The following is a 15,639-nucleotide window of genomic DNA, read 5'->3' on the forward strand; positions in this document are numbered from 1 at the left end:
CAGGTTCAGCCGATCTGCGCGTTCTTGGTGACGGTCGTCTGGTCGATGTCGGAGGTCCGCACGGTCACCGCGATCTCCCATTTGCCCGCGAGGGGGATCTGCACGCCGACTGCGGTCCAGTGCCCGGTGGCGATGCGGTCGGGGACCACGGACAGCGGGCCGATGTCCTTGGCGTCGAGGGTGAAGGCGACCTTCACCTCGGGGATGTCGAAGGCCCTGCCGTTGGGCCGGTCCACGAAGACCTGCATGTCGTTGCCGCCGACGCGGGCCGGGTCGAAGGTGAGGCGCACGGTGCCCTTGCCGTCCTCGCTGCCCGTGTCGAAGGGCAGCTTCAGGGACAGGGGTCCGGAGCGCTGCGAGGTGGCCGCGGTGGCCTGCTTGGCGGCCTCCTCCGTCCGGCCGGGCTCGGTGGACGTCAGCACGGTGGTGATGGCGAGCAGGACGACGGCGACGCCCGCCTCGGCGAGCACGGAGCGGCGCAGTCCCGAGCGCGCCGGGTCGGCGTCCCGGTCGCGCTTCTCGCGCGCGGTGTCCATGGCTGCCTGCTGCCTGGCGAGCTGGGCCGCGCGCCGGGAGTCCCCGGCCTCGGCGGAAACGGTGACCGGGTTCGTCCCGTGCTCGGCGACGGCGGTCCCCACGGCCCCCGAACCCCGCACTCCCTTCGCCTTCTTGGCCCCCTGCGCCTGCTGGGTCTCCTCAGCCTCGGAAAGCTCCGAGAGGCCCGAAACCCCCGTCAGCTGCGCAGTCCAGCGCCGCGAGATCCACGCGATGCCGACGAGTACGGCCACCAGGCCGACCTTGACGAGCAGCAGTTGCCCGTACGTCGTGTCGGTCAGCGCCGACCAGGAGCCGACCTGGCGCCAGGACTGGTAGATCCCGGTCGCGGCCAGCGCGGTGACGCTGCCGAACGCGACGCGCGAGAACCGCCGTACGGCCGCAGCGTCGATCTGTGCGTCGGCGGGCACCCGGTACAGCGTGACGAGCAGGGCCGCCAGGCCGCCCAGCCAGCCGGCGACGGCCAGCAGGTGCACGACGTCGACGGGCATGGCGACGCTCGGCTGGATGCCGGTCGAGGCGTGCTCGGCCATCGCCCAGGTCGCGGCCAGGCCCGCCGCGACGACGGTGCCGCCGATCGCGAGTCCGAAGGTGAGGTCCTTCTTCTCGGCGGTCCGGTCCGCTTGGTCGGTGCTGCCGTCCTCGTCGTCCGCGCCGCCTTCTTCGTTCTCCTCGCTTCGCACGTACGCCCCGAAGAGCACCGCGATGAACAGCGCGGCCGCGGCGAGCAGCAGCAGCCGTGAGACCAGCGCCGCGCCCGCCTTGGTCTGGAGCACCTGCCCGAGCAGGGTCACGTCGAAGATGTCGCCGACCTTGCCGGAGCCGACGTAGGAGCCGCGCAGGAGCAGCAGGCAGAGCGTGGCCGCGGTCAGCGCGAGCCATCCGGAGACGACGAGCCGCTGCACCGGACGGACGCCGGCGCCCCGCTGCCAGCAGGCCAGCACGAACGCGGCGCCGCCGACCATGAGGATGAAACCGGTGTAGGAGACGTAGCGCGCGAAGCCGTAGAGGCCGCCGACGACTCCGCCGCCCACTGCCCGGTCCGACAGCGCGACGGACGTCTGCGAGGGTGCGCCGATGGAGAAGGTGAAGGCGCCCGACACGGGATGGCTGTCCGCCGAGACGACCTGGTAGGTGACGGTGAACGTGCCGTCCGGCAGGCCTGTGCGCAGCTTCATGCCGTACGTGGTCCCGCCCTCGGACGACGTCTTGCCGGTGTCGACGCGCTTGCCCTTGGGGTCGAGCACCTGCAGCGAGCCGTCGGACAGCGCGACCTTCTCGGAGAAGGTGAGCGAGACCTGGGCGGGCGCCTTGTCGACCACCGCTCCCTGCTGGGGGTCGCTGCCGGTCAGTGCGGCGTGCGCGGAGGCCGGCGCGGCGCCGGCCATGAGCACGCCGATGACGGCGAGGACGAGCAGCACCAGCGTGCGTATCCGCGGGGCGCTGCGTGCGGTGCCCCGGGAACCTGCGGGTGAGGCGGAACGGGGAGCGATGGTCGGCGTCACGGTGATCCCTACCTCAGTGCCCGGTCTTCGGGTTGTACGTCGCTGCCTTCACCGGCAGGGACACCTCGACCGTGCCGGACTTGGCGAAGTGCAGTTCCACGGACACCTTCTCGCCCTGCTTCGGCTTGTGCGTGAGCTTTTCGAACATGACGTGGTTGCCGCCGCTGGCGAAGTCGAGCGCGCCGTCGGCGGGCACGGCGAAGGACTTCTCCTCCTCCATCGCGCCGCCCTTGGTGGAGTGCAGCGTGACGTCGTCCGAGAGGTCGCTGGTGACCTTGGTGAGCGTGTCGGCGCCGCCGGAGTTGGTGACGGTGAAGAAGCCGGCCGCCATGGTGGCCATGGTGGGGGCCGGCATGTAGGCGCCGGTGACCTTCAGACGGGGCTTCATGGAAGCGGCGGAGCCCGACGCGTCGTCGTCCGAGCTGCCGCAGCCCGCCAGAACGAGCGCCGCGGCCACGACCGCGACGGGGCCCGTCAGATGCTTCGCACGTCCTGCGGGACGCCCCACATCACGTGTCGGGCGCCTCACGGGTTCTCCCCCTTGATGAGCTTGGGTAGGTCCTTGGTGTAGTCGTCCACGGTGGCGCTCTCGCCGTAGAGCACATAGCCCCCGTCGGTCTTCGGCGAGAACGCGATGACCTGGGTGCCGTGCACGGAGACGAGCTTGCCGTTCTTGTCCTTCGAGGTGGGCTCGATGGAGATGCCCATGGTGCGGGCGCCCGCCTGGATCGTGGCGAAGTCGCCGGTCAGACCGACCATGTCGGAGTCGATGCCCTTGAGCCACTTGCCGAGCGCGGCGGGGGTGTCGCGGTCCGGGTCGGTGGTCACGAACACGATCCGGAGCTTCGCCTGCTCCGCCTTGGACAGCTGCTTCTTGGCGACGGCGAGGTTGTTCATCGTCAGCGGGCAGACGTCGGGGCAGTGGGTGTAGCCGAAGTAGACCAGCGTCGGCCTGCCCTTGGTCTGCGCGCGCAGGTCGTACTTCTTGCCGTGCGTGTCGGTCAGGACGAGGTCCGGCTTCTCGAACGGCTTGTCGAGCACCGTGGCGGCCTTGTCCGAACCGGCCTCCGCGGACACGGTGGCGACGGCGTTGTCACTGCTGTCGCTGCCGCATGCGGTCAGTGTCAGAGCGGCGGCGGCGAGCAGGACGGCCGCGGCATACGTCTTCTTGCGCATAGAAAAATGTCCCAGATGTGAGGGCCCCGGTGTGCACCGGGGTCGTACGACCGCTGTGACGTGGCCGTACGACCCCACGGTGCACACCGCAGGAGTGCGTGAGCGTCAGGCGGTGGTGCGCCGACGGCCGGCCAGGACGCCGAACGCCACGCCCGCGACACCGACGACGATGCCCACGACGCCCAGGACGCGGGCGGTGGTGTCACTGCTGTCGGAGGAGGCGGCGGCCTCGGTGGTGTCCTTGGCGGCCTTGGCGTCGTCGGAGGTGTCCGAGGCGTCCTTGGCGGTGGCGGAGCCGTGGTGGTCGCCCTCGGACGCGTCGGAGAGCGCCAGTACGGGAGCCGGGTTCTCGGGCTCCTCCGCGCCTTCCTTCTGCGGCTCGATCCAGCGCACGACCTCCTTGTTGTCGTACGTCTGGATGGCCTTGAAGACGAGTTCGTCGGCGTTCTCCGGGAGGGCGCCGATGGAGAGCGGGAACTTCTGGAAGTAGCCCGGCTGGATGCCCTTGCCGGTTGCGGTCCAGGTGACCTTGGAGACCGCCTCGTCGATCTTCTCGCCGTGCAGTGTGAGCGGCTTGGCCAGTTTGGCCTTGGTGACCTTGACGCTCCAGCCGTCGATGGGCTGCGCCATCACGGAGGCGAGCGGGTGGTCGGCCGGGAAGTTCACCTCGAGCTTGCTGGTCGAGGCGTCGTCGCGCTCGTTCGGGACCTTGAAGTCGACGGTGGCGTACCCGCCCTTGGCGGCCGTGCCCTCCGGCTGCACGCTGACGTGCGCGAAGGCGGGGACGGACAGGACGAGGACGGCCGAGGCGGCGGCGGCACCGGCGGCGGCGATACGGGTTGCCTTCATGGCAGGAAACACTCCACTTTCAACGAGGGTCCAGGGAAAGGGCTGCGCATGCGCGCCGCAGGGCGCCGCCAGGGCGCTGTGGAGGACGGGCACGCGCGCGTGCCGCACGGCTGCGGCCGGCCCCTTCCGCGGACGAGCGGAGTGGAGTGGTGCGCCGTGTCAGGCAGCGAGGACGATCGCGGTGGAGGAGGGCGGCCCGCGCCGGACCACTGTGTGCTGAAGTGCCCTGGTACGGAGCTTCGGTGAGGTGAGGAGCGCGGTGCGCGGCGTGCGCGGTGCGGGGCAGGGCGTACCGGGAAGACCCGCGCGCAGGGCGCGTACCAGCGCGAGTGCCCCGCGCAGGGAGCGTACGAGCGCGCCCTCCGCGACGCCGTGCGCGGACAGCCGCATGAGCCGCAGCAGTGCCAAGTCCCCGCGGCGCAGCACCCATCCGGCGGCGACGGCCGCGAGAACGTGGCCGAGCAGCATCGACAGGGACGGCAGCACCGACATCGAGGAGCCGACGGCGGACGACACGGCGTCCCCGGAGTGCATCGACTGCGGGGATCCCGCGGGCGCCATCGACGGCATCGAGTGCGTCATGCCCGTGTCGAGCCGCGCGTCGGTGAGGATCTTCTGGGCCTGGGCGGGCGTGATGGCCGCCGCGGACGTGCCGCACACGATCCGTGCGGCCCGTGCGACCAGCGAGGCGTCCGCCATGGACAGCGAGCCGGTGGTCGTCGTCACGGTGTGCGGGCCGAGTCCGAAGAGCGTGTGCAGCGCGGTCTGGCCGACGGCGAGGACGGCCGCGATGCCCGGCAGCGAGCGTTCGCGTCCGGAGAGCGGGGCAGCCACCACGAAGACGGTGAGGAATCCCGCTGCCAGCGTCCACCAGGGAACCGTGGCGCAGGAGGCGATGCCATGGCCTGCCGCGGCCAGCACGACGCAGACCGCGGCGAACACCGCGGCCCGCAGAATCCGGAGATCGCTACCGGAGCGCGCCCTGCGCTGGTGGGGGGCAGTCATGGCGGGCTCATCATCGCACTGCGCTCATCCGCTCCCTACGGCAGGTCCACAAGGTGCCGTACATGCCGGAAGGTCATGTTCTGTGCGCAACCGGTCACGTGTCCGCCGGGGGGAGCCGCCAGCACATACAACGGCGCCTGTCGCGTGCGCATCCGCCGTATGGGCGGTATTACGGTAACCGGGCGATTGCGCGAGGGCGCGGGCGGCAATACGTAACGGTATGTCGAGCCGCGGCCGGGAGGCTGGAGCATGAGCATCTGGTGGTCACTCCATCTGCGGCGCGAGGCTGCGAGCGTTCCGCTCGCCAGGCGTCTTCTGCTCGGCACGATGGAGACCGCGGGCGTCGACCCGGACGTCTCCTACGACCTCTCCGTCGCGCTCAGCGAGGCCTGCGCCAACGCCGTCGAGCACGGCGGGGACACCGCACACGGACAGTGGTCCGAGGCCTATCGTGTCACCGCCTATCTCGACGGCGAGAAGTGCCGTATCGAGGTCACCGACTCCGGGCCGGGCTTCCCCGCGGGCCGCGCGCGCACCGCGATCCGGCAGGCCCGCAGTGATGCCGAGCACGGCCGGGGCCTGTGTCTGATCCAGGAGCTCGCCGACCATGTGCACATCGGCAACAAGCCGGGCCGCGGCGGTGCGGTGGTGAGCTTCGACAAGATCCTCAAGTGGAAGAAGGACCCCTCCTTGCTGACGGCGTAGCGGTGGGGCGGGCTCCGGACAGGGCGCTTTTGTGACAGTGGACTCCCAAAAGAGAGTCAACTAAATATTGACAGTGGACTCTCAGTTGGGGGTAACCTCGCATCAGGTTGCTCCCTTCAGGAGGTCCACATGTCCCTTCCCGCCCTCGCCCGGTCGCCGCGCCGCTGGCTCGCCCTCGCCGCCCTCACCCTGAGCGTGCTGATCGTCGGCCTCGACGGCACGATCATCAACGTCGCCCTGCCCACCCTCGCCGGTGATCTCCACGCGGACAGCGCGCAGTTGCAGTGGATCGGCGGCGGCTATCTGCTGACCCTGTCCGTGGCGATGCTCCCCGTCGGCCTGCTCGGCGACCGGTACGGCCACAAACGGCTGCTGCTCGGCGGCATCGGCCTCTTCGGGCTCGCCTCGCTCGGCGGCGCGCTCGCCGGGTCGCCCGCGACGGTCGTCGCGGCGCGGGCCGTGCTCGGCCTCGGCGCCGCCGCGATCATGCCGCTGTCCATGGCGATCCTGCCGCGCGTCTTCGCCAAGGACGAACTGCCCAAGGCCATCGCCGTCTGGACCGCCGCCACCGCCCTCGGCATGCCCATCGGCCCACTGGTCGGCGGCTGGCTGCTCGACCACTTCCACTGGAGCTCGGTGTTCCTGTTCAACGTGCCGGTCGCGGCCCTCGCCATGGTCGCCGGACTGTGGCTGCTGCCGAGCGACAGCAGGCGCGAGCACACCGTCCCCTTCGACGCCCCCGGCGCCGTACTGAGCGCCCTCGGCATCACCGCACTGGTGTACGGCACGATCCTGATCCCGCAGGACGGCTGGACCGACCCCGCCGTCCTGGGCGCACTCGCCGCCGCGGCCGGCCTCCTCACGGCGTTCGTCGTCCGCGAGCGCCGCGTCACGCACCCGCTCGTCGACCTGAAGCTGTTCACGGACCGCCGCTTCCTGTGGGGCACGCTGATCGCGGTCTTCGTGAACTTCGCCGTGATGGGCATCCTGTTCGTCGTCCCGCAGTACCTGCAGGCCGTCCTCGGCAACGACTCCTTCGCCACCGGCCTGCGCGTACTGCCCCTGATCGGCGGCCTCATGGCGGCCGCCACGGCGAGCGAGACGGTCGTACCCCGGCTCGGCGCCCGGGCCGTCATCACGTCCGGCATGCTCGTGCTCGCCGCGGGGGCCGCGCTCGGGGCCACCACGAGCGGCTCGGACGGCTACGGGTTCACCGCGCTCTGGCTCTCCCTCACCGGCCTCGGCTTCGGCCTCGCCGTCGTCCCCGCGACCAGCCTCGTCATGGGGTCCCTGCCGGCCGACCACGCCGGATCGGGGACGAGCCTGCTGGAGACCGTGCAGCAACTCGGCAGCGTCCTCGGGGTGGCGGGCCTCGGCAGCCTCCTCGGCTACGGCTACCTGGACCGGATCCGTACCGAAGGCCTCCCGGCCGGGGCGGCGGACGCGGCGCGGGACTCGGTCACCGGGGCGGACGCGGTCGCGCGGCAACTGCACGACGCGGGCCTCACCGCCTCCGCGCACGAGGCCTTCGTCCACGGCATGAACCTGGTCCTGGCAACCTGCGGGGCGATGTCCCTGGTCGCCGCCGTGCTGGCCGCACTCTTCCTGCCGGGCCGGTCCGCGGCCTCCGGTCGGTCCGAATCGCCCGCTGCCGCTTCCGGTCGGTCTGAATCGCCCGCTGCCGCTTCCGGTCGGTCCGACTCGCCCGCCGCCGCTGCTCTGCCCGATCCCTCCCGGGCAGTGGCCGGTGTCGCGCCGGAGCAAGCAGAATCGGTGGCATGACGACGCACGAGACCTCCGCCGCGCCCCTCGGTCTGAGGGAACGCAAGAAGCAGAAGACCCTTGAGCGCATCCGCCGTGAGGCCTACCGCCTCTTCGCCGAGCACGGGTACGAGGCGACGACGGTCGACCAGATCGCGGAGGCGGCGGAGATCTCGCCGAGCACGTTCTTCCGGTACTTCCCCACCAAGGAGGACGTGGTCGTCCAGGACGAGTACGACCCCGCGCTCGCCGAGGCGATCCGGGCCCGCCCGGCCGGTGAGCCGATCGTGGACGCGGTCCTGCACTCGCTGAAGGGTCCGCTGGGCCAGATGCTGGAGCAGGACCGCGAGGAACTGCTGCTGCGGACCCGGATCACCTTCTCCGACCCCGCGATCCGGGCCCGCTCCGTGGCCGAGCAGCAGCGCAGCGAGGACGCGATCGCCGCGATCATCGCCGAGCGCACCGGCCGCGACGCCGCCGACCTGGAGGTCAAGTGCGCGGCCGCGGCCATCATCGCCGTGTTCACGACGCTGGTACGGCACTGGGTGGACGGCGGCGGCACGGAGGACCTGGCGGCGCTCTACGAACGTCATCTGCCGCTGCTGTCGCGCGGGTTGGACTTCTAGGGGGTGTTTTGAAAGTCCCGCACAGCACCCAAGGCGCCCGGCACGCACCCTCGCCGCACCGGCCGAAGCTGCAAGTACGTCCAGTACGAGGGTCTTCGTCCGGCACCCCGAGGGCACGCACCGAACACCGCGGGCACCGCACAGGACCTTCAAAGCACCCCCTAGGCCCGCGCGTGCTTCAGGTTTCTCAGAATTCTCAGGTCAGTGACAGCCCCGACCCATGCCCTTGACGGGTGCCGTTCCTAATTTCGCGGTCATGACGGGAAACCACAAAGACACGCATCGAGCCACGCCCCCACGGGTACGCCGCCGAGCGGCGCGCCCGGTGACAGCGCGTCCGCGTCCTCGTAGGGCGCGCCCATGACCAGCCGCGAGGACGAGACGCTGGCGCAGGCCGCCGTGGACGCGCTGACACGGCAGTTGGAGCTGGCCCCCAAGCCCGGACTGCCCGACCCGCGCGATCTCGGCGCCCGAGCCGGCCGCCGGGACCACTGCTCCCTGCGCTGGTCGGCCATGGCGCTGGCGCCCGGCCTCGCGGCCATGGCGGCCGCCGCTCGCCGTATCGGCGCGCCCACGCCCGGACTCCGGATTGAGCTCGGCGCCATCGGCCGGTCCACCGAGCACTCGGTGGCCCTGGCGGGCGGCGGCCACCGCGGGGCCCTGTGGGTCCTCGGGTTCCTGGTCGCGGCGGCGGCACTCGACCCCCGCGCCACGGGGACCGACGTGACAGAGACCGCCAAGCGCATCGCCGCGCACCCCGACCGGCGCGCACCGCGGCGGTCCTCCCGCGGGTCGACCGTGTCGGCGAAGTACGGCGCGGCGGGCGCGCGAGGAGAAGCACGCGCCGGGTTCCCGCACGTACGCCGGGCGTTGGCCGCGCTCACCACGGCGCGTGCGGCGAGCGCGGGCGAGCCGGACGCCCGGCTCGACGCCCTCCTCACCGTCATGTCCACGCTTCAGGACACCGAGTTGCTGTACACGGCAGGCCCGCTCGGCCTGCGTCACGTCCAGGCCGGGGCCCGTACGGTCCTGGAAGCGGGCGGCAGCGCCACGCAGGAGGGCCGCGCGGCCCTCACCGCCTTCGACGACGACCTCCACACGCGCGCGTGGAGCCCCCGCGGCAGCGGAGCGCTGCTGGCGGGGGCCCTGTTCGTGGACGCGCTGCCGGTGGCGGTGGTCAGCACGCCGGCACGGGGTGCGTGACGGCCACCTCCGCGGCGGCCGTGACCCGGCGTCCGGCGGCCCACCGCGTCGCCGGTCCCATCGCGTACGAGGCCGTCAGCATCACCCCGCCCAGCAGCAGCCACCCGGCCGCGCCCCAGCCCACCAGCAGGGCCGTCAGGACCAGCGGGCCCATCGTCCGGGCCACGGTGACGCCGGTGCCGAAGAAGCCCTGGTACTCGCCCATGCGGTCGGCCGGCGCCAGGTCGAAGCCCAGCTGCCAGGAACCCGCCGACTGCAGCATCTCGGCGACGACCTGGAGCAGCGCGCCCGCCACCAGGATCCCGGCGGCCGTCCACGGCGACACCCCCGACGACAGGGCGAACACCGCGCACGAGGCCAGCATGACCAGGCCGGAGCGGCGGATCGCACGCGTGGCGGTCGCGAGGCCCGTGACCCCGCGGGCCATCCGCACCTGGAAGGCCATCACCGCACCGGTGTTGAGCACGAACAGGGCCGAGACCAGCCAGGTCGGCGCGTCCGTCCGCTCGGTGATCCACAGCGGGATGCCGAGGCTCAGCAGCGGCATCCGCAGCAGCAGCACGGTGTTGAGGAACGTGACGACGACGTACGGGCGGTCGTGCAGGACGCTCCTCCCGCGCTCCTGGGAGACGGCTTCCCGGGGTGCGGGCGCGGTGGCCACGGACGGCAGCCGCAGCAGCACCGCCGCGCAGAGCAGGAAGCTCACCGCGTCCAGCGCGAACACTCCGAGGTAGGCGGCCCGCGTCCCGGCGCGCAGCGCGAGTCCGCCGAGGCCCGCGCCCACCGCCAGACCGGCGTTGAGCGTCGACTGGAGGTGGGCCAGCAGCCCGGTGCGCTCCCCGGCCGGGATCAGCCCGGCGAGCAGTGCCTGCCGGGCCGCCGCGAGCCCGGACTGCGCCGACGCGTAGGCGCACGCCGCGAGCACGAACGGGACGAACCCGCGGACGATCAGGAAGGACGCCACCGCGGCCCCGGTCGCGAGCGCCAGCAGCACCGCCGTGCCACGCGGCCCGCGCCGGTCGGCCAGCCGCCCCAGCGGTACGCCCACCACGGAGCCCACGGCCCAGGCGACGGTCAGCCCGAGCCCCACGCGCGCGGGGGCCAGCCCGACCACATGCGTGAAGTACAGCGCGGAGGTCACGTAATAGGCCCCGTCCCCCACGGAGTTGGCCAGCTGCGCCCCGGCCAGGACCCGCTGCGGTCCGGCGGGCGGAACGAGGCGGCTCGCCTTGGCGGTGCCTGCGACACGTACGACGCGATTCGTCATGCCTCTGACGCTACGGTCCGGATGGACCCCTAAACAGCACCAATCTGCGCGCCATTTCTTGGCCCAATTCGCCGAGTGCGCTCACTCCCCGTCCAAGACCCGCCCCAACGCTTCCAAGGCCTCCGGGAAGGCGCGCTCCCGAGGCGTCCCGTATCCCACGACCAGGCCCTGGGGGCGGTCGTCGTCCGGGTTGTGCCAGTGGTCGCCGAGGCGGCCGATCGCGAGACCCTCCTGCTCGGCGCGGGCCAGGGTCTCGGCCTCGTTCGGCACGTCGACGAGGGCGTGCAGGCCCGCCGCGATTCCCTGGACGCGGCGGCGCGTGCCCAGGCGGTCGAGGAGCTGGTCGCGGCGGCGTCGGTAGCGGAGCCGACAGGCGCGGACGTGACGGTCGTAGGCATGGCTGGTGATCATTTCGGCCAGGGCCAACTGACCGATGGACTCGGTGTGGTGGTCGCTGTGCAGCTTCGCGTCGGCGACCGCGTCGACGAGGTGCGGTGGCAGCACCATCCAGCCGAGCCGCAGCGCGGGCCCGAGCGTCTTGGAGGCGGTGCCCAGGTACACCACCTGTCCCGGCGCCATGCCCTGGAGGGCGCCGACCGGCTGCCGGTCGTAGCGGAACTCCCCGTCGTAGTCGTCCTCGACGATCAGACCTCCACGCGCGCGTGCCCAGTCGGTGAGCGCCCGCCGCCGCTCGGGGTGCAGCGTGACGCCGGTCGGGTACTGATGGGCAGGTGTGACGACGACCGCGGCCTCCTCCGCCAGACCGTCGGCGCAGGCGCCCCGTTCGTCGACAGGGAGCGGCGCCACGGTGCCCCCGTTGTGCCGCACCACCTCCCGGTGGAACGGCAGACCCGGGTCCTCCATGGCGATCACCCCGCCGTCCAGCACGCGCGTGAGGAGGGCGAGCCCCTGCACGTACCCCGAAGTGATCACGATGTGCTCGGGCGGCGCGATGACGCCCCGCGCCCGCCCCAGATAGCCCGAGAGTGCCGTCCGCAGCTCGATCCGGCCGCGCGGGTCCCCGTAGTCGTACGCCAGGGAGGGCGCCGTCGCGATGGCGCGGCGCAGGGCGCGCAGCCAGGCGGCCGCCGGGAACGCGCCGACGTCCGGACTGCCGGGGCGCAGGTCGAAACGGGGTGCACGCGCGCGTGCACCCCCGCCCGGCGCCCCCGGCGAGGCAGCGGGCAGCAACGCGACCTCGGTGCCCGACCCCTGACGTGCCGTCAGATAACCCTCGGCGACCAGCTGGTCGTACGCCGCCTTCGCCGTGCCCCGCGAGATGCCCAGCTCGGCCGCGAGCCGCCGGGTCGCGGGCAGCCGGGTGCCCGGGGCGAGCCGCCCGTCGCGCACGGCGTCGCGCAGCGCCCGCTCCAGCCCCGCCCTGCGCCCTGCCGCCGCATCCGGCTCCAGATGCAGATCCACCCCGACACCGGACCAGAAGCCGTCCACGAAAAAGCCGCCCCCCTAGGCACCGCGCCCAAAAGGCACCTCTACAGGCACCCCAAAAACCCGGAAGGCCACCGCGGCCTCCCGGGCACACCAAGGGCCGGGTGCCTGTGAGGACACCCGGCCGTCAGTCTCGTATCAGCCCTCGCAGGGCACTATGTCAGCCCTTCAGGGCGGCCATCCATGCTTCGACCTCGTCCGAGCGGCGCGGCAGCCCGTCCGACAGGTTCCGGTTGCCGTCCGCGGTGACCAGGATGTCGTCCTCGATGCGGACGCCGATGCCGCGGTACTCCTCGGGCACCGTCAGGTCGTCCGCCTGGAAGTACAGCCCGGGCTCGACCGTGAGGACCACGCCCGGCTCCAGCGTGCCGTTGACGTAGTGCTCCGTGCGGGCGGCCGCGCAGTCGTGGACGTCCATGCCGAGCATGTGACCGGTGCCGTGCAGGGTCCAGCGGCGCTGCAGCCCGAGCTCCAGAACACGCTCGACCGGACCCTCCAGGAGCCCCCACTCGACGAGCCTCTCGGCCAGCACCTGCTGGGCGGCGTCGTGGAAGTCGCGGTAGCCGGCGCCCGGCTTCACGGCGGCGATACCGGCCTCCTGGGCGTCGTACACGGCGTCGTAGATCTTCTTCTGGATCTCCGTGTACGTGCCGTCGATCGGCAGCGTCCGGGTCACGTCCGCCGTGTACAGCGTGTGCGTCTCCACGCCCGCGTCCAGCAGCAGCAGGTCGCCGGAGCGCACCGGGCCGTCGTTGCGCACCCAGTGCAGCGTGCAGGCGTGCGCGCCCGCGGCGCAGATCGAGCCGTAGCCGATGTCGTTGCCCTCGACCCGCGCGCGCAGGAAGAAGGTGCCCTCGATGTAACGCTCGGAGGTGGCCTCCGCCTTGTCGAGGACCTTCACGACGTCCTCGAAGCCGCGCACGGTCGAGTCGACGGCCTTCTGCAGCTCACCGATCTCGAACTCGTCCTTGATCAGCCGCGCCTCGGAGAGGAAGACCCGCAGCTCCTCGTCGCGCTCCGCGGTGACCTTGTCCCTCAGCGCGGTCTCGACGCCGGCGTCGTAGCCGCGTACGACACGGACCGGACCGGTGGCCTCCGTCAGCTTCCCGGCCAGCTCGCGCACGTCCGAGGCGGGGATGCCGTACAGCTGTTCGGCCTCGCCGAGGGAGTGGCGGCGGCCGACCCACAGCTCGCCCTGGCCGGAGAGCCAGAACTCGCCGTTCTCACGGTCGGAGCGCGGCAGCAGGTAGATCGTCGCGTCATGACCGTCGGAGGTGGGTTCCAGGACGAGGACGCCGTCCTCCGTCTGGTTCCCCGTGAGGTACGCGTACTCGACCGACGCCCGGAAGGGGTACTCCGTGTCGTTCGAGCGGGTCTTCAGGTTGCCCGCGGGGACGACCAGGCGCTCGCCCGGGAAGCGCGCGGAGAGCGCGGCGCGGCGGCGCGCGGTGTGCCCGGCCTGCTCGACCGGCTCCAGACCGTGCAGCTCGGTGTCGGCCCAGCCGGACTTCATGCTCTCGGCCAGCTCGTCGGACACGCCCGGGTACAGGCCGTTCTTGCGCTGCTTGATGGGCTTTTCAGACTCTTCCGGGTTCTCCGGGGTCTCCGGGTTCTCCGGGGTGAGCTCGTCCGCCACGGTCATCCTCCTTGATACGGCACTGGACCCCATCCATCGTACGGTCGTACGGAAGGGGGCCCAGGGCCGGAAGACCTGTTACAGGCGGCTCGCCGGCCTCACTCGAAGCGCGCCGCCAGCAGCACCACGTCCTCCTCGCCGCCCGCCTTGTCCAGGCCGTCCGGCAGCACCGTGCGCAGCACGTGATCGGCGATCGCGTCAGGGTCGCCGCGCAGCGCCCTGGGGACGCCGGCCGCCGCCGCGTGCAGCCGGCTGAAGGCGCGGTCCATGGGGTCGCCGGTGCGGTGCAGCAGGCCGTCCGTGTACAGCAGCACGGTCTCGCCGGGCTCCGCGCACAGTTCGACGCTCGGCGCCTCCCAGCAGGCCAGCATGCCCAGCGGCGCCGATACGGAGGTCTCCACGAACTCCGTGCGCCGCTCGCCGATCACCAGCGGCGGGCTGTGTCCGGCGCCGGCCAAGGTGATTTTGCGCAGGGCGGGCTCGCAGTAGGCGAAGAGGGCGGTCGCGGACCGGGCGGGCTCGGTCAGCCGGAGCAGCAGCTCCAGGTCCGACAGGACGGCGACCGGGTCCTCGCCCTCCATCACGGCGTACGCCCGCAGGGAGGCTCTCAGCCGTCCCATCGCGGCGACCGCGCTGGGCCCCGCCCCGGTGACCGAGCCGACCGCGAGGCCGAGCGCGGCGTCGGGCAGCGGCAGCGCGTCGTACCAGTCGCCGCCGCCGCGCGGACCCGTGCGGTGCCGGGCGGCGAGCTGGACGCCGGCGACCCGGGGCAGCCGCGGGGGCAGCAGCTCCTCGGAGATGGTCGCCATGCACGCGCGCGTGCGCTCCAGTTCCACCAGCCGTGCCAGGTGCTCGGTCGCGTACCGGGCGTAGAGGCCGACGAGATGGCGCTGGCGCTCCACCGGTTCGGCGGGCTCGTCGTAGAGCCATACGGCCGCACCGAGGCGGCCCGCCGCCGGCGTGGACAGGGGGAGCGCGTAGCTCGCCGCGTAGCCGAGCCGGGCGGCCACCTCGCGGTGGCGGGGGTCGAGCCCGTCCTCGGCGAACAGGTCGGGCCGGGCGATCTCGGCGTCGCCACCGGGCAGCCCGGCCGGTGTGTCGAGGAGCTTGCCGTACGACATGGAGCTGCGCGGCACGGTCTCGATGTGACCGAGATCGGCCCGTCCCAGGCCCAGGCCGATGGTGGTGTCGGGACCGAGTCCGTCGGCCGGCTCCAGGACGACGAGGCCGCGCCGGGCGCCCACGAGGGCGGCTCCGGCGCGCAGCACTTCCTGGAGTGCGTCGTCCAGTGCTGCGGTGCGCGCAAGACGTTCGGTGAGTTCGTGGAGCGTGGTGAGATCGGAGACCCAGCCTGCGAGTCGGTCCTGGAGAACGGCACCCGGGCCGATGGAAGAGGTGGCCGAAGGGGTACCCGTGACAGATGGCGTCGGCGCGACAGTGTGTGCGGGCGCGGGGACCGTTGAATCGATTCCGGCCACTTTCGGAAGGTGAGGCGCACTCATGGCGTCCGGCTTTCCGACCGGTGCGTATTGCTCAATAGCATCGCAAACCCCCATGTCGTTCTGCGCCGCTAGCGGTGTCTCCACATGTACACGCACTCGTGAGGGGATGTCCAGCATTGTCCTGCTGGGATTCCTGGTGTCCATGGGCCACTTGCGGAAATGCAAAGTTGGCTTAAAACTGACTCGGGTAACGGCTTATTGCGGTCGACTGGCCTTGCTCGACGGAGCGTCACAGCGGTCGTGATGGGTACGTACTCGGTGAAGGCCAGGGGTGGTCGAGATCCACCCGGGAACCTGGCAACGGACCCGGGCGTCTTAACCACCGACGACCGTGCCCCATCCTCCCGTGGCGGAGGCGGAGAGAAATACGCGGGACGCGAAACGCCAGACTCCGCCACCCCGC

At 72.0% G+C, this 15,639-nt stretch carries 13 protein-coding genes; 4 read left to right on the forward strand and 9 right to left on the reverse strand.

Annotation, left to right across the window (positions count from 1 at the left end; genetic code table 11):
* Positions 1 to 5 precede the first annotated feature (5 nt).
* The 5 genes from ABZS97_RS01430 to ABZS97_RS01450 form a co-directional block, all read right to left on the reverse strand.
* Positions 6 to 1,943 (reverse strand): copper resistance protein CopC, encoded by a 1,938-nt coding sequence (locus ABZS97_RS01430; protein ID WP_356132457.1) that lies wholly within the window; start codon positions 1,941 to 1,943, stop codon positions 6 to 8.
* Between the two features lie 130 nt (positions 1,944 to 2,073).
* The gene (locus tag ABZS97_RS01435) at positions 2,074 to 2,589 is read right to left on the reverse strand and encodes a copper chaperone PCu(A)C (protein ID WP_356132152.1); all 516 of its coding nucleotides are present in this window, start codon (positions 2,587 to 2,589) and stop codon (positions 2,074 to 2,076) included.
* The gene (locus ABZS97_RS01440; RefSeq protein WP_356132155.1) at positions 2,586 to 3,236 is read right to left on the reverse strand and encodes an SCO family protein; all 651 of its coding nucleotides are present in this window, start codon (positions 3,234 to 3,236) and stop codon (positions 2,586 to 2,588) included. Before ABZS97_RS01440 ends, ABZS97_RS01435 begins: the two co-directional genes overlap by 4 nt.
* Positions 3,237 to 3,341: 105 nt before the next feature.
* Entirely contained in the window at positions 3,342 to 4,085 is a 744-nt protein-coding gene (locus tag ABZS97_RS01445) for a YcnI family protein (RefSeq protein ID WP_356132158.1), read from the reverse strand.
* Between the two features lie 159 nt (positions 4,086 to 4,244).
* Entirely contained in the window at positions 4,245 to 5,090 is an 846-nt protein-coding gene (locus tag ABZS97_RS01450; protein ID WP_356132160.1) for a hypothetical protein, read from the reverse strand.
* A gap of 249 nt (positions 5,091 to 5,339) precedes the next feature.
* Between ABZS97_RS01450 and ABZS97_RS01455 the strand changes: the two genes are divergently transcribed.
* The 4 genes from ABZS97_RS01455 to ABZS97_RS01470 all read left to right on the forward strand — a co-directional run bounded on the left by ABZS97_RS01455 (position 5,340) and on the right by ABZS97_RS01470 (position 9,385).
* Positions 5,340 to 5,795 carry an ATP-binding protein gene (locus ABZS97_RS01455; protein ID WP_356132163.1) on the forward strand — a complete coding sequence of 152 codons (456 nt, stop codon included), beginning with the start codon at positions 5,340 to 5,342 and terminating at the stop codon, positions 5,793 to 5,795.
* Positions 5,796 to 5,924: 129 nt separating this feature from the next.
* Complete coding sequence (locus ABZS97_RS01460) at positions 5,925 to 7,577, forward strand: MFS transporter (RefSeq protein WP_356132166.1); 1,653 nt, start codon at positions 5,925 to 5,927, stop codon at positions 7,575 to 7,577.
* Positions 7,574 to 8,182, forward strand: a complete 609-nt coding sequence (locus ABZS97_RS01465) for a TetR family transcriptional regulator (protein ID WP_356132169.1) — start codon at positions 7,574 to 7,576, stop codon at positions 8,180 to 8,182. The genes ABZS97_RS01460 and ABZS97_RS01465 overlap by 4 nt, the downstream gene beginning before the upstream one ends.
* 360 nt (positions 8,183 to 8,542) lie before the next feature.
* Complete coding sequence (locus ABZS97_RS01470; RefSeq protein WP_356132172.1) at positions 8,543 to 9,385, forward strand: triphosphoribosyl-dephospho-CoA synthase; 843 nt, start codon at positions 8,543 to 8,545, stop codon at positions 9,383 to 9,385.
* Here the strand turns inward: ABZS97_RS01470 and ABZS97_RS01475 are convergent.
* The 4 genes from ABZS97_RS01475 to ABZS97_RS01490 all read right to left on the reverse strand — a co-directional run bounded on the left by ABZS97_RS01475 (position 9,360) and on the right by ABZS97_RS01490 (position 15,353).
* Positions 9,360 to 10,652, reverse strand: a complete 1,293-nt coding sequence (locus tag ABZS97_RS01475; RefSeq protein WP_356132175.1) for an MFS transporter — start codon at positions 10,650 to 10,652, stop codon at positions 9,360 to 9,362. The two genes, ABZS97_RS01470 and ABZS97_RS01475, sit on opposite strands and share 26 nt — an antisense overlap.
* Before the next feature lie 81 nt (positions 10,653 to 10,733).
* Entirely contained in the window at positions 10,734 to 12,101 is a 1,368-nt protein-coding gene (locus ABZS97_RS01480) for a PLP-dependent aminotransferase family protein (protein ID WP_356132178.1), read from the reverse strand.
* Between the two features lie 157 nt (positions 12,102 to 12,258).
* Positions 12,259 to 13,734 carry an aminopeptidase P family protein gene (locus tag ABZS97_RS01485; protein ID WP_356132180.1) on the reverse strand — a complete coding sequence of 492 codons (1,476 nt, stop codon included), beginning with the start codon at positions 13,732 to 13,734 and terminating at the stop codon, positions 12,259 to 12,261.
* A 98-nt stretch (positions 13,735 to 13,832) separates the two neighbouring features.
* Positions 13,833 to 15,353 (reverse strand): PP2C family protein-serine/threonine phosphatase, encoded by a 1,521-nt coding sequence (locus ABZS97_RS01490; RefSeq protein ID WP_356132459.1) that lies wholly within the window; start codon positions 15,351 to 15,353, stop codon positions 13,833 to 13,835.
* Positions 15,354 to 15,639 lie beyond the last annotated feature (286 nt).

The sequence above is a fragment of the Streptomyces sp. NPDC005485 genome (genome assembly GCF_040606085.1).
Classification (GTDB): domain Bacteria; phylum Actinomycetota; class Actinomycetes; order Streptomycetales; family Streptomycetaceae; genus Streptomyces.

Bases quoted from the DNA above. Each gene is read 5' to 3' on its own strand.
- ABZS97_RS01440 (WP_356132155.1), bottom strand. From the start codon at position 3,236: ATGCGCAAGAAGACGTATGCCGCGGCCGTCCTGCTCGCCGCCGCCGCT.
- ABZS97_RS01450 (WP_356132160.1), bottom strand. From the start codon at position 5,090: ATGACTGCCCCCCACCAGCGCAGGGCGCGCTCCGGTAGCGATCTCCGG.
- ABZS97_RS01490 (WP_356132459.1), bottom strand. From the start codon at position 15,353: ATGCTGGACATCCCCTCACGAGTGCGTGTACATGTGGAGACACCGCTA.
- ABZS97_RS01445 (WP_356132158.1), bottom strand. From the start codon at position 4,085: ATGAAGGCAACCCGTATCGCCGCCGCCGGTGCCGCCGCCGCCTCGGCC.
- ABZS97_RS01460 (WP_356132166.1), top strand. From the start codon at position 5,925: ATGTCCCTTCCCGCCCTCGCCCGGTCGCCGCGCCGCTGGCTCGCCCTC.
- ABZS97_RS01455 (WP_356132163.1), top strand. From the start codon at position 5,340: ATGAGCATCTGGTGGTCACTCCATCTGCGGCGCGAGGCTGCGAGCGTT.
- ABZS97_RS01430 (WP_356132457.1), bottom strand. From the start codon at position 1,943: ATGGCCGGCGCCGCGCCGGCCTCCGCGCACGCCGCACTGACCGGCAGC.
- ABZS97_RS01475 (WP_356132175.1), bottom strand. From the start codon at position 10,652: ATGACGAATCGCGTCGTACGTGTCGCAGGCACCGCCAAGGCGAGCCGC.
- ABZS97_RS01470 (WP_356132172.1), top strand. From the start codon at position 8,543: ATGACCAGCCGCGAGGACGAGACGCTGGCGCAGGCCGCCGTGGACGCG.
- ABZS97_RS01465 (WP_356132169.1), top strand. From the start codon at position 7,574: ATGACGACGCACGAGACCTCCGCCGCGCCCCTCGGTCTGAGGGAACGC.